Here is a 13,911-nt window from a genome sequence, read left to right as displayed (position 1 = left end):
AGTTTTATTAAATCAAAATACCCCTCACAGTACACACTCTTCACACTGTCCCTATATGTTTCCCTTGAATGGAGCCGTTGTTAATCTGATTAATAATTTTTGTACTTAACTAATAAAAGGCTGCCTAATAACCGAAGACCACCATTTGTGTCATGTCTTGGAAAGGAAAGAAGATATCGTTAATTATTCTTTGCCATCTTAAATTTTGATACCTTTTCGTTATCCTTCTGTGATATCTGTCATCTATTCTTTAACTGTTTGTTATTTGTATAGGAATTAGCTATGCTATTATTTAAAACATTAGCATACATACAAGCCAAATAGGATGTAACAAATTACAGATGGTACAGGCAGTGCTATAGAAATAAAGTAGATAATTTCTTCCTAATCAGCATGATACCTTAAATAGGGGCATTAAAATCGAGAAAAAGCAGTCTTGAATAACTCACTCATATCATTGATCGTTTAGAAAATATATACACTTCAATTGAAGTCGGTTTGAATCGTTCCTTTTTATTATATTTATATCTATTAATTTCCCGCCAAAATGCCACATCATCCATAGCCTGCTATTTATCAGAATTAAAATGATTCATTTTTTTCAATTAATAGGGTAATATCACTCAATTTAACATTGCTTGGCGTAATAAGATGAAAAGGGGGAACTTTGTGAACACAGATCAAGCTTTCGACCTGTTAAAGGATGCAGGTGTTACAGAAAGTAGTAATATTCAAACTGTTCGACGATGGCTGCGTGAAGGAAAGATTAAATACGAGGGAGGAAACGGGGAAAGAAAAACTGGATATATTCTGGATGATACAGACCAAGCTTTCGACCTGTTAAAGGATGCAGGAATTACAGAAAGCAGTGGTATTCAAATTGTTCGACGTTGGTTACGAGAAGGTAAGGTTAAATACGGGGGAAACGGAAAGAGTAACACTGGATACATAATCGAAGGCAAATCCTCAAGGCTGGCAATAAATGATATGTTAGATCAAAATAAGGACGAAATCATACACCGATTAAAATTAAAAATACAAGCCCAAGATAAGCAAATAGAAGGAATTGAGGAACTCAATGAGACTGCAAAAAAAATATTAATTCAGCAAAGGGATATGTATAAAAAGGAAGTAGTCATTCTAAAGAATGAAAAAAGTGAATTGCAAAATGAAACAAAGGATTTATTAAAAGAAAATATTGAATTACGTAATGAATTGATAAAAGTAAAAGCCAACATAAGAGATAATTACAATTACGGCTCCACTGCCCAATCAAATGATTATAGTGAAAAATTAGGGCTTTCAAAAATGGCGAGTTATAAAGAATTGTTAGCCGAATATAAAGGGTTATTAAAAATAACTCATCCAGACCATAACGGCAACGCAAAGGTCTTTCATTACATTAAGACTGATTTCGATAGTTTTAGAAATAGCAATAAAGGTAAATGATTTAGGGTTTAAATTCAAGCAAGAATGCTGAATAAGGTAAGGACTGTAAAGTAAAAACTAATAAGAGGTTGAATTCGAATTTAATAAAGAATCCTTGTTCTATAGTGTATTTATTTTAGAGGTTCCATGGTCTTGACAGATACATCAAATCTTATTAACCAAAGGATTTTCTCTAAGTCTAAAACGTGTTCAACGCTTAATGAGCAAGGCGAGTATTCGTTCTATCACGAAGAAAAAATATCGTTCTTATCCACTTCTGTATTGGATCTTCATTCAAAGAAAGCAGTAGTAGGGTATTTCTTTTCAAGTTCTATGACGACAGGACTGGTCTTAAAAGCTTTTGAAAACGCTCATTTTTCACAAAAGCCCTTGGTGGCTTAGTTCTTCATACGGACCTTGGCTTACAATATACAAGCAGTGAGTTTAAATTCATCTTTTCCAAAACCACCTTATTAAGCAATCCTTTAGTCAACAAGGCTGTCCATACGATAATGCCTGTATTGAATCCTTTCAAATGGAAACAAAGTCAATCACGTGCGATATCTCGACTATCAAACAGCTAAATTAGTGATGTTCCAATTTATTGAAGGTTGGTATAACCGAAAACGAATTCACAGCAGCTTAGGATATTAAAGCCATTGAAGATAAAATTAGAAATACAGCTTAAGGTTTAACTTTTTGTGTCCAAAATATTGACTCAAATCCACAGTACATAGAAAAAGTGTGTTTTGAAATTAATCGAAACACGCTTTTTTATATTCAATTGAAGCATCCTTTTATAAAAAAGTTTAATAATTTTTGTGATTCTTATTCAATTAAAGCTTCCGATTATGGAAGATCTCATTGAAGATATGCCCCTGTTACTTTGATTAATTCACAATATTTTCAAGTGGGTTCCCTTTCGCTTCCAGAAGTGCGTTGAAATCCATAAAGTAAAAAACTCCTTATAAAAAGAAATAAGCGGAAAAATGAAACTTATGTAATCGAACTAATGTAAATCCCTTTTAATAACACCTGTCAATATAAATGCAAAAAACAACATCTATGACTGCGTATAGTAATATAAACAATTTGAAATTTTTATTTATCTATTTTAATATCCGCATAGAACATACCAAAAACGGACCAATATTAAAAGGAAATTTACCCGATTCCTTGGCCCTAATTTGATACTAATAGAGCATCCCTAATCATATTCTTATAATAGAAAACAATAAAAAGGGGTGTAAAGTTAGTTGATAAAAGAAAAGGTTAGCTTACGACCCATTGTAAGTAAGATAAATTTACCCACCGTTTTGAAAACAACTATTCTTCCGGGTGACTCAATTGAAAGATTATTTATTGCAACTCAGGTAGGAGAAATCTTTTACATAGGAAACGGAGTTATTAGGGTTTTTTTAGATATTCGCTCGCGAATCTTAAAATTAGGTAGTTCTGAACAAGGTGTTTCAGGTAGGGGATATGATGAACGGGGATTAATAGGGCTAGCGTTTCATCCAGAATTTTATTATAACGGTTTGTTTTATCTTCATTATTCAGTAGCTGGAACACAAGGTCCAGGGGCCCTTACTGAACATTTTATGCCTAACCCGTGTGATCCCAGAACTTTAAACCTAAAGTGGATAAATAGAGAAACTCAATATGATCATATTGATACAGTTGAAGAATGGATTTTACAATCGAATGGTCAACCTCAAAAACGACGGACATTACTTAACATAAGAAGACCATTTTTTAATCATAATGGTGTCAATAGCTTAAACTTTTCACCTGAAACCGGAAAACTTATTTTAACAACTGGAGATGGTGGAGCAGGCTATGATCCATTTAATTTAAGTCAAGATGATATGGAGATAGCTGGTAAAATAATTGAAATTGATATAGTTAAGAATACATTTATCGATGATCCACCCGTAGTCACACGTTTTAATGAACTTCCCTCACCTATTCAGGAAACGCTTACGGTAATTGCAAAAGGGGTTCGCAATATAACAGGCATTTCATTTCAAAAGTTTTATAATCAGTATATCAAATATGTGGGGAATGTCGGACAGGATTTGGTAGAGTCAATTTTTTCATTCGTTCATTATAAACCAATACCGGTTACTCAGCTTATTCAAGCTTCTTTAATGAGAATTAAACCTGACCAAGAAGGATTTATTAACTTTGGTTGGCGAGGGTGGGAAGGTGCTTTTCCTACTTCGTTTATAAAGGGCTGTTCTGAAAACCCGGCTTTGAATGAGAAAACGATTGCTTATTACAATGACACAGTAAAAACTTCTGTGAGGCGTCTACAGCCTTTAATTAGTTATTTTCATAAAGATCCTCGCCCCGATAAGTTTGGAGGAACTGCACTTACAGGAGTGCAGCCGTATATGGGGAATAGAATCCCAAATTTAACGGGAAGCGTTGTGTTTACCGATCTTGCCCGGAAGGAAGAATCTCGACCTCCGGTTAGAGGGGTTTTAGCTTATACCAGGGTAAGTACAGATTGTAAACTAAACGATTTTAGTGTTATTGAAACTGATTATAACTTTGGGACGCAATCAGCTTATTATGTTAGTTTGGGAACGAATCTGGATCAAACCAGTCTATATTTAGGGGTTTATGGCTCTATGAAAGCGACTGAATTAAACCAAGGTACTGTTTTTGAAATTGTTCCATGATTTATTAAAACTATAAAATTCGACGGCTGGAATATTTGTCATATATTTACTGTATTTGTGACAATAAAGACAAAGTAGAAAATTTCAAAATAGAGCTAATTGTAGTTTCGTAATAAAGTTTGTTCAAAAATACCTTGCACACCCATTCCCATCAGCTTAAGGAATTCATTGTTCCCCCAAATGAAAAATAGGAAGGAACACCAAAGGGAGAGAATGCGCCTTTCCAAACTTGCCCATTTGAAACACGGGAATTTGTAGCTGTTCCTTGCCAAAAATACATTTTTTTATCGGGACCAAGATAACACCGTTGTTATGATGAACTCCAATGCTAGGTAATCCTGAACTAATATCCTTCTTGGAGCCATCTGGTCTTACAATAATAATTAATCCCTGGTGTGCAATATAGATATTACCTTTGTAAAAAGTAAAAAATCGGCAAGTGGGGGGAGGTCCCTCAGCTATTACTCTTGTTGGAGTAAGTATAAATACTTTACCATTTCCAGAAGAAATTTCAGCATCTGCAATTAGACTTTCCCATCGATCCGTAAACGTTAAGTTAATTGGAGTTGTAAACTTTTTCCGCAAATACTTTAATTTTTTTAAATAACCATGGAGGGGCAATCCTCATTCCAATTGATTACTTACAGGAAATACAGCATAAAGCGAAAGGGTATGAATAGTATAGAAAGTGACAAATTGGTTGTTTTTAGGGGTGGTTTTAATCAATCGGTTTGTTCGTTATTGGTATCAATCGATGATAGGGACAGCTGCAAACTATGTTCCTGTAAGAAAAATGACCCTTGCAACCAAGTTAGTTATTACAGCCTTATTGAGTACATTTTCCACTATGCTTCAATCAGCAGGGGGCTTTATGCCTGGTATAGGCTTTCTAATTAGTTTTCTGGCGACATTACCAATTTTTTTAGCTACTTGTTTTTCTATCCGTCAGGGAATTCTCTCTTATACCCTTACGCTTTTCCTTTTATTTATTATTCAGCCGAGTGAACTAATTATCTTTCCCTTTACAACAGGTTTATTAGGTCTTGCGATGGGTGTGGCCTTTTTACAATTGAAGAGGAGAATTGTGGTTGTTTCCTTTTCATCAATATGTCTACTTACGGGTATTATGGTGATTCTGTATGTATTCCGTTTTCCAGTGCTAGGCCCTACTGTTGATACACCTATGGATCCAAAGGTTATTGCAATAATATTTATATTGAGTTTTCTATACTGCTGGATCTTCGCGGAACTTTGTAGAATACTCATGAATAGATTGTGTCGGGCGTTGCCTTAACAGTTGAGTAAAATCTTTTTGAACGAATAATCAGAGTTTGGACGTTTGGGGTATAAGGGCGTGGAAACTCTAGCGGATGTTCCTCATGCTTTTCCACCTTTACATACTGCCCGTTGGGTAAGTGGTGTGCAAATACATAACATAACTGCATGGTGAAAAGAAATGCAAAGTTAAGCTAATAAGAACTTGGATATCCGGATTGCCAAACAAACATTTCACTGGATGGAGTTTACTTAGAGATGCCTTAAAGCATTTAATAGCAGAAGGGGTAAGACGAAGTTTTGGAGGTCCATGGACAAGTCTTAATTAGGCTATTGGTCATGTATTTGATTTCACCTCGTGGCCATATTTTATCAGGAAAATCCCTTATGAACTAATAGGTGCATTAGTTCATTAAGGAACTCGATGAGAAAAAAAGATGTCTATTTTCTGTGTTTTTTTCTCGAACTTCATTCTTCATCTATTAATATAGATATAAAGGTTTTGAGGTGACAGTTATGTGGGAGCAGGAAGTGAATTACATCTATCATTTTTAAAACATCTGACATCTGGAGACTATTTTTTCCTTCTCAGCCATTGCGTTGCAACCCATTTTTCTCCAGTAATAACTGGAGCTCCACCATGTAAAGTCAGGTCGTTAAGGTTTTGATCGTTATAGAAATATTCATAATACACTGCCATTCCTTTTTGAGGTGATACTGAAAAATTCAGTTTAGGAAAAAAAGTTTCTCCCCCATGCTCTACATCATTTAAGTACATGACGATTGTGCTGATTCTATTGTTTTTTGCTGCTATACTTGAGGATGTAAAAAAATCAAAATGGGCTTTATATTCTTGCCCAGGAGTATATTTAAGAATTTGAATACCATCTCCATGTTCAATGGGTATATTCATGATTGTTGAAATCCTTTTTTCGATTTTGGTAATGATGTCATATTCATTTTCTTGAAAAAACATACTACTGCTCGTTCTTATCTCATTTACTTCGTGCTTAACTCCAATTTTGGAACGATTCATTCTGTCTTTTGACAATTAAATAAGTCCGTCACATTCTTCGTCACTCAAAACATTCCCTAATATTACAATTAGTGGTTCATCTAATCTAGCAATTACATTAATGTCTCGGTCTTCCGTTTTGATTTTATTTCCAATATGATTAAAAATAGTTTGTTCTTTACTTATTTTATTTTCCACCGTCAACTTTCATCGAGTCCTAATAGAATGAATTTTCCGAACAATTAGTTTGAATTGCCACTGTAAGCGTTTTACTATGTTAATTATACCACGAACCTTTTTATATAACTGTTTCTTAGTTCTTGCTGACAGTGCTCCGATTATGAGGTGGACCAGTAAAAATTACTGGTGACCTAGCGCTTGACTATGGCAAACTCTAATCATTTACATAAAATAATCTGCCCAAGTCACTTTGTAAAGATATTCATGTGTGTATTTTCACCAAAATTCATACGTGAGTTTAATTCCTTCTTCATCAATTATAGAAGGACTTTTCAAAAAAAGGAACGTATTTCCTTTCGTAATAAGCCGTTCAAGAAACTTAGAGAAAAAGAGAAAAAGAAATGTATGATAGGAAATGTGAAGGAAGTGAACGAAAGCGGAGGACTTTAAATCTATCAGTGTTACTGAAGGGATTAAAAAGGTGATGTAATAAAAAATCCAACTTCGTTTCCGCTGAATGGTAAGGGGTCGCAAGGGGCCGTTTTAAAAATTTCTTCAGACAAATGTGTGAAAATTTGTACAAAACCAGAATATGCCATTAAAGAGGGGGATGTATTGAAAATTGCACAAGAGTCATCCACTATTCCACGGCTTTATGGGTGGGGCAAAACTATATTATTATGGAATATCTTGAGGGGCCAACTTTATTCCAATATTTTGGAATTTTGAGGGATCCTATCCGGAAAATTGATGAGGCAAATTCTTTTTGTGCTTAAAGAAATGGAGCGTTAAAGTTTACCAGAATGGATGCCTATTTGCGCCACATTATTGTAACTAAAGATGAGGAATTAAAAGTAATTGATCATTATAGCTCCTATACAAGGAATCGAAACAGGCTAGAGTCGATATTCAAAGGTTTAAAAAGTTGGGTCTATTACCATTGTTCTTGGAAGAGTTAAAAGAAATGGATCCCGAGTCCTATATGGAATGGAAAGATTTACAGATAAAAAAAGTAACTCCTTTAAAGCTAATAAGGAGTTACTTTTTTCTGGGGAAAAACCAGCGTTATTTTGGATTGCTATGATGCTGGATGATACGATTAACGATATCTGGCAATTTAATTTTCTGGTCTAAAAGAAACTTGTAGAGAGCATCTCTATCCTTCGTACTCACATTCCACTCTTTTGGGATTGATTCAATCACTTGATAAATCGATTTGTTCGGCAAATTCACTATTTTTTCAATATACGATGTAAGCTCTGTGTGATCATCGAGAAGAGAGAAGGCCCATTTATAAAAAGGCCAATGGTAGTTATATACCGGTGTTTCTCTCAGCGTTTGAGCTGACCATTGGTAACGTCCCGGAAAAACTCTGCCATGATCAATCATATGGACATAATAGCCACCATCACTGAGATTTTCCAAAATGACATTCATCGTACCTCGATCAGAGTTATTTACCCATTGGTCGAATACCGTTATACCGGCCAGCATATCTCGGTTTTTAACATCCGTCTTAGTGGGAGGATTCACTCTAACATTTTCGAAAACTGTACTGTTTTTAATATAAACACAGCCATATTGGTATCCAGAACTATAGTTGTGTATAGTGGATTGTAATTCAGGAGTTTTCTTGATAAATTCCTCCGGTATATATACAAGATCAAATGGGATAACGGGAAGTGAAAGGAGCTCTGCCAATTTGCCGATCAGGTATTCATTGACCACTTCTTTTTCTCTTTCTTTCTTAGTATCGAACCACTTCACGACATATTCTTTACCATCGCTGAAAAGAATGACATGTGCGGTTCCGCCCCTTAATGTTTGTACATATCGAACTGGATATTTTGTCATATCACTTTATCTCCTTTAAAAATATTTGTCTAGCTCTATTTCTTTTTTACCTTGTCTTTTTTATTAACCATATTGCTCTTGTATTGATCGATGAAATTGGTTATAAGATTCGGTAAATGACCTTTTGTTCTAAAAGAAATTTATACAGCGCTTACTTTACTCCTTCGAGAACCCGCCCTCTACAGGGATGGTTTGGGTAACTTCATAGTTGATTCGTTGGGAAGGGGTACAATTTTTTTAGCATAGAGAAGCCCCAACGGTTAGTTTTTTGGTAAGGGATATCGTATTTCAGATTCTGGGTAAGCGTTTTTTCAGACCAATGATATCCACCCAACATGTTCCATGATCAATCAAATGGACAAAATAGCCGCCTTCCTGTACTACAATGAAAATGCTTATGGTCCGATCTCGTGTATTGGCATTCTGAACTGAATTTGTATTTTTTGGAATGTGATTCAGGAGTACTTTTTATGAATTCACCTGGGATATATACTAGTACGGGGGACAAAAGGAGGGAAGAAACATCGCTAATTTACTGAGCACATAATCATTTACTTTGACTATGTCAATTAACTTCGTTATTTTTTTCTATTAAGCTGTATAGCCTTTGTTGTTCGATGATTTGTTTATTCAAATCAAAATTTTCATCAATAACCTGTCTTGCACTTCTGGTATATCTCTTCCATACTCTTGGATGACTCAGGAAATATTTTATACCTTGAGCCAATTTTAAATCATCTTTCTCAGGAACAAGGTATCCTGTTTTTTTATGCTCAATCAATTCCGGAATCCCTCCATGAAAGGTGGAGATGACTGGTAAACCGCTTGCCATGGCTTCTTTTAATGCATTTGGGATCCCTTCTACATCGCCATCTTCGCCCGTTTCACTGGCAAGGCAAAAGAGATGGGAATCTCTTAATTCCTTAGAAATTTGGTTAGAATCCATTGGCCCCCTAAGAAAAACGTGTTCGTTTAATTGGTTTTCATCAATGAAAACTCTTATCTTCTCTTCATCTTCACCTGTACCAATGATGTGCAGTGTCGTTCTTGGGTATTCCTGATGAATCCGTTGAAAGGCCTTCAAAAGCGTAAGGAATCCTTTTTTCTCGACAAGTCTGGCTACAGACAAGATTCGGATTTCTCCTTCCTTAGGTAGGGAACGTTGGACATATGGGTATAAATCTAAATTTAGACCGCCATATAATACATGTACCTTATCTTCTTTAAATCCTAATTTTTTTAATTCATCTGCAAGAAAATGGCAAACTGCAAAACAACCAGCTCCATGGTTTACTAAATTTTGATATCGGAGGACATTTTTGCGAAATCTCTGATATGTTTGAGTGGAAGAATCACGTCCTCGAAAATGTACAATCAAAGGAATATCATACTCTATAGCTGTTGGTAAAATATCAATGGAATGTTTCCCTTGATGAGCGTGAATCGCGACGACATTTTGCTCCTTAAAGAAGGCTCCAAGGTCTTGAATTTCGTTCAAATTATAATAATGTTCAAACTGAAATTGAACATTGTCGCTATTTGGATAAGGTCCTATTACAATAGGCCGATATTGATCCAACATAATGATTTGATTGTACATAAATCCTTGATTTATTTTAATAGGCTCTCTAATGTAAAAAGCGATTGTCTTCACTATTTCAATCCCTTCCTTCCCTCTAAAATCAAATTTTCGATAAAACTTTGAAATATTTGTCGATCTCGTTCAGTTAAATCTTTCGGAAAAGCGGACCATTTAAAAAATTGTACCTTTTGTATTTCTATATCATCAGGTTTTAAATCTCCGCTGAGTATTTCTTCGGTCACGTAAGCAATATTGACTGGAAAGTATTCATCACCATTAGGAAGCTTCGTAAAATAGTTCTTCCCTGAAAAAACGCCAATTAATTGAAGGGTGCCAATGTTAATCCCTGTTTCCTCCAAAATTTCACGTCTGCATGCCTCTTCCGCAGATTCTCCTAATTCAATAAAGCCGCCTGGGAATTTCCACATTTTATCGGATTGTACCATCAGAAAACGGCTGTTCTGATCGATAACCAAACGGTGACCCCCGTAAGTAACAAAGCTCTAGTCCCAACGAGAGCACGTAAAACTTCAATGTATCCCATCACAAGTCTCCTTTCAGATCATTTCCTTTCTGGTTTTTACTCTTTTATAGTAAATGCAAAATAGAAAAGATTCGAAACGGACAAGTATATATATTTGTATGTTTTTTGTAAAGTTCTTAATTGAATGTGTATGAGCATAAGACACTGAAGAAATGCTGGGAAAAGCTTTGCTTAAGAGAATTATGCACCAATTGCTTATAGGTCCTTCTCGTCCTTAAGAACCCAGTAAAAGAGGGTATGAATTAATTTTGTGAAAAAGTGTTATTAACCTAAAGCAACTAATCGATGATTTCATATTATAGGTTATGGTTATTAAAAAGAAGAAAAGAGGTGCAAGATTAGATGGATGAATTTAAATCAATAAAGCTTGAGAGAATAGAAAAGAACGGTAAAAAAGAACTTATTATTCATAATCCAACCACATTAAAACTAATTGGGGAAGGAAGTCAAGGTGCAGTCTTTCAGCTTGATGAAGATCTTTGCGTAAAAATTTATGTCAATCCAAATGCAGCAACTAAAGAGGGGAAAGCACTTGAAGCAGCGAAGGAAACTCATATTGTTCCGAGGTTATACGAAGTCGGACCAAACTATGTTATTATGGAGTATTTAAAAGGTCCCAATCTAAAAGATTATTTGAAAGGAAAGCATGATATTCCCGAATCGTTTACAGAACAAATCATAATGATTCGAAAGGAACTAAAGAGAGTTGGATTTATTAGAATCAAGACCTCTATCGGACATTTTGTTGTAACAAAGGGAAATGTGCTGAAAGCAATCGATCATTCAGATGGCCTCACAATGAATGACCCATATAATCCGAAGATGTTTCGTGATCTAAAGAAATTGGGGTTATTGGATTCATTCCTTGAACAAGCAAAGAAAATCGATCCTGAATCATATGAAGACTGGCAGAAAAATATTGATTTCAATGCGATATAGGAAACCTATCCGTTAGGATGACAATATGGGCAGATGGCTTCAGCAAAGGCTCTAACCGGTGCAAGTATGGCATACTTCAAAAAAAATTATGATGAATTCCTCACAAAACCAATTATGTTGTACAAGCAGGAAAATCTAAAAGAGTCGATTGCTTAACGTTGAACTGCACCCCAATTGTTAGACACAACTAACAATTGGAGGTGCAGTTTTTTATGGCGAGATTTTCTTCAGAAGAAAAAATACAGGCAGTAAGACAATCCATGAAAAATAAGACATCAAGTACTCAGTACCGATGAAGGATTAATAGAGGCTTTACAGGCGGAGAATGATCGTTTACGTTTGGAGAATGCCAATTTAAAAAAGTTGAATGCCTTAGTTCAAAACAAGGAAAAATCACCAAACAAGACAAAGAACAAGTAGTCTATGAATTAAGGAATGCATTCCCGGTGAAAGCACATATATAGCTGGCAAACATTTCTCGTAGCACGTATTACTATTGGGTAAAAAACTTCGGTCGTCCTGATCCAGATGCAGAACTGAAAGTATTGATTATCTGTTTTCGATGAACATGAGGGGCGGTTTGGTTACCGGTGTATTCGTGATGAATTTAAAAATCGCGGACACAAGGTAAACCACAAAAAGGTACAGCGTATCATGAAAGAACTAGGGTAGGGCTAAAATGTCTTGTCCGTATGAAAAAATATCGCTCTTACAAAGGGACTGTGGGAAGATTGCACGAAATATTTTAGATCGCAATTTCAAAGCTGAAAAACCAAATGAGAAATGGGTTACGGATATTACAGAGTTTAAATTATTTGGAGAAAAGCTATATTTATCCGATATTGGACTTATTTAATGGAGAAATCATTACGTATACAATCGGTTCAAGACCAACCTACTCACTCATTTCAACGATGTTAGATCAAGCTTTTGAACGTTTAACAGACGACGATACTCTCCTTATTCATTCCGATCAAGGCTGGCATTATCAAATGAAACAATACCGTAATGCCGGAACGTGGCATTACGCAAAGTATGTCTCGCAAAGGGAATTGTTACGATAAAATCTGTTATGGAAAATTTCTTTGGTATCATGAAATCGGAACTTCTTTATCTAAAAGAATTTTAAAGTGTGGAACACTTTAAACAAGAACTAGCAAAATATATAGAATACTATAATCACAATCGAATCAAGGCAAAATTAAAAGGGATGAGCCCGGTATACAATACCGAGCTCATGACTAACAAGCTGCCTAACGAGATAACCTGTCTAACTTTATGGGGTCAGTTCACGTAAAGGAGTTCGACTTTTTAGGTTGGAATTCTCTTAGACTATAAAATTTTCGAAATTTACTCCCGTTCATAAAAATACACGTTCGCGAACGGTGGCGTTTTTTCCTGAGACAGCCATTTTTAACGTTCGTAAACTACGAACTAGTTTCAAGAACTTACATTGTACGAACGTTTTGAATGCGTCATTTTTATTTTTTAATAATGAAAACGCTAAATGTTTTTAGTATATTGTTTGTTTCTTCTTCGGTAATACCCATGTAGCGTAGGGTGACAGAAGGATAGGAATGATGCAGGATCTGTTGCAGCATGGTAATATCCTTCGTGGCTTTGTAAAACCAATAGCCAAATGTCTTTCATAAGGTATGATTTCTGACATACTACACGCCAGCAAACTCTGCGGCCTAATTTAACTGCCTGTAGGCCTGAGTTAGGCCTACCTTTCTGGACGGGAATAAATAGTAGGGACTCTGGACGTTTTTGGCATAGCAACAGACCTCCTGAAAGCAATTCGCGATATACATATCGCGGATTTTTTCTGTTTTGCCTTCCTTGACCCGGAGATCTTGTTTTGTTTGCCTTTGAGTTCCAGGATCTGTTGCGTGGTTAGTCGGAGCAAGGTCCCCGATACGGAGGCCGGTTTCACTGTATTCCCCACTCCTGTTCGACAAATGTGCATCCCTAATTATTTGAGCCTCTTCAAAGGGTTTAGAAACCAACTTCAAATATATCGAAGTAGTTGGTGTAGGGAGTTTTCCTGCAGAATTCGAAACCTATGCGTCGATGGCGCCCAAGGGACCCAGCCGATGGTGGCAAATTGAGTGGAATGATTCATTAGAAATGTATCCAATATGCCAAGTTTTGCTCTTCATGTACGGAGAAAGTAGTAGTGTTGCCTTAAACCTCAACAAGGATGAGAAGAGTTGCTGCTTTAGGAGCTAGTTAATAAAATGCCTAAACAATATCCATTTCAACATAGATCATACTCTTATTAATCACGCCTGATAACAATCTAATTAAAAATGGAGAGGGTTAATAAAGAGGGCACTGAAAAAGTCCCTTCGGGCCAATAGAGGTAGTTTTTCTCAGTTTATTCTGAGGAAATCTACCTTTTTTT

The 13,911-nt window shown here is 35.7% G+C and carries 7 protein-coding genes and 4 pseudogenes; 6 read left to right on the top strand and 5 right to left on the bottom strand.

The window, feature by feature from the left end; all coding sequences use genetic code 11:
- Nucleotides 1-669 precede the first annotated feature (669 nt).
- The 3 genes and pseudogenes from ACFX4X_RS21190 (at nucleotide 670) to ACFX4X_RS21180 (ending at nucleotide 4,115) form a co-directional block, all read left to right on the top strand.
- Nucleotides 670-1,449, top strand: coding sequence for a hypothetical protein (locus ACFX4X_RS21190; protein ID WP_377386156.1), 780 nt, complete (start codon nucleotides 670-672; stop codon nucleotides 1,447-1,449).
- Between the two features lie 136 nt (nucleotides 1,450-1,585).
- Nucleotides 1,586-2,082 (top strand): annotated as a pseudogene (locus tag ACFX4X_RS21185) (transposase); the annotation flags it as partial.
- A gap of 602 nt (nucleotides 2,083-2,684) precedes the next feature.
- A complete protein-coding gene (locus ACFX4X_RS21180) occupies nucleotides 2,685-4,115 on the top strand; it encodes a PQQ-dependent sugar dehydrogenase (RefSeq protein WP_377386154.1) in 1,431 nt (476 codons plus the stop codon).
- A 165-nt stretch (nucleotides 4,116-4,280) separates the two neighbouring features.
- Here ACFX4X_RS21180 and ACFX4X_RS21175 read toward each other — a convergent pair whose 3' ends face one another.
- Nucleotides 4,281-4,736, bottom strand: a complete 456-nt coding sequence (locus ACFX4X_RS21175) for a hypothetical protein (protein ID WP_377386152.1) — start codon at nucleotides 4,734-4,736, stop codon at nucleotides 4,281-4,283.
- A gap of 100 nt (nucleotides 4,737-4,836) precedes the next feature.
- On the opposite strand from ACFX4X_RS21175, the gene ACFX4X_RS21170 reads away from it, so the two are divergent.
- Nucleotides 4,837-5,409: a YybS family protein gene (locus tag ACFX4X_RS21170; protein ID WP_377386178.1), complete on the top strand. Its 573-nt coding sequence runs from the start codon at nucleotides 4,837-4,839 to the stop codon at nucleotides 5,407-5,409.
- 555 nt (nucleotides 5,410-5,964) lie between these two features.
- On the opposite strand, the pseudogene ACFX4X_RS21165 reads toward ACFX4X_RS21170, so the two are convergent.
- The 4 genes and pseudogenes from ACFX4X_RS21165 to ACFX4X_RS21150 form a co-directional block, all read right to left on the bottom strand.
- Nucleotides 5,965-6,609, bottom strand: a pseudogene (locus ACFX4X_RS21165) (2OG-Fe(II) oxygenase).
- A gap of 1,041 nt (nucleotides 6,610-7,650) precedes the next feature.
- Nucleotides 7,651-8,439: a HipA family kinase gene (locus ACFX4X_RS21160; protein WP_377386149.1), complete on the bottom strand. Its 789-nt coding sequence runs from the start codon at nucleotides 8,437-8,439 to the stop codon at nucleotides 7,651-7,653.
- Nucleotides 8,440-9,004: 565 nt separating this feature from the next.
- Complete coding sequence (locus ACFX4X_RS21155; protein ID WP_377386146.1) at nucleotides 9,005-10,093, bottom strand: glycosyltransferase; 1,089 nt, start codon at nucleotides 10,091-10,093, stop codon at nucleotides 9,005-9,007.
- A pseudogene (locus ACFX4X_RS21150) lies at nucleotides 10,093-10,565 on the bottom strand (NUDIX hydrolase). Before ACFX4X_RS21150 ends, ACFX4X_RS21155 begins: the two are co-directional and overlap by 1 nt.
- A 342-nt stretch (nucleotides 10,566-10,907) precedes the next feature.
- On the opposite strand from ACFX4X_RS21150, the gene ACFX4X_RS21145 reads away from it, so the two are divergent.
- Together ACFX4X_RS21145 and ACFX4X_RS21140 are read left to right on the top strand one after the other, a co-directional pair.
- Complete coding sequence (locus ACFX4X_RS21145) at nucleotides 10,908-11,504, top strand: serine/threonine protein kinase (RefSeq protein WP_377386143.1); 597 nt, start codon at nucleotides 10,908-10,910, stop codon at nucleotides 11,502-11,504.
- Nucleotides 11,505-11,798: 294 nt separating this feature from the next.
- Nucleotides 11,799-12,749, top strand: a pseudogene (locus tag ACFX4X_RS21140) (IS3 family transposase); the annotation flags it as partial.
- Nucleotides 12,750-13,911 lie beyond the last annotated feature (1,162 nt).

The sequence above is a fragment of the Peribacillus sp. YIM B13481 genome, from assembly GCF_042787985.1.
GTDB lineage: Bacteria > Bacillota > Bacilli > Bacillales > DSM-1321 > Peribacillus > Peribacillus simplex_A.
This window is presented reverse-complemented; position numbering and strand designations above follow the sequence as displayed.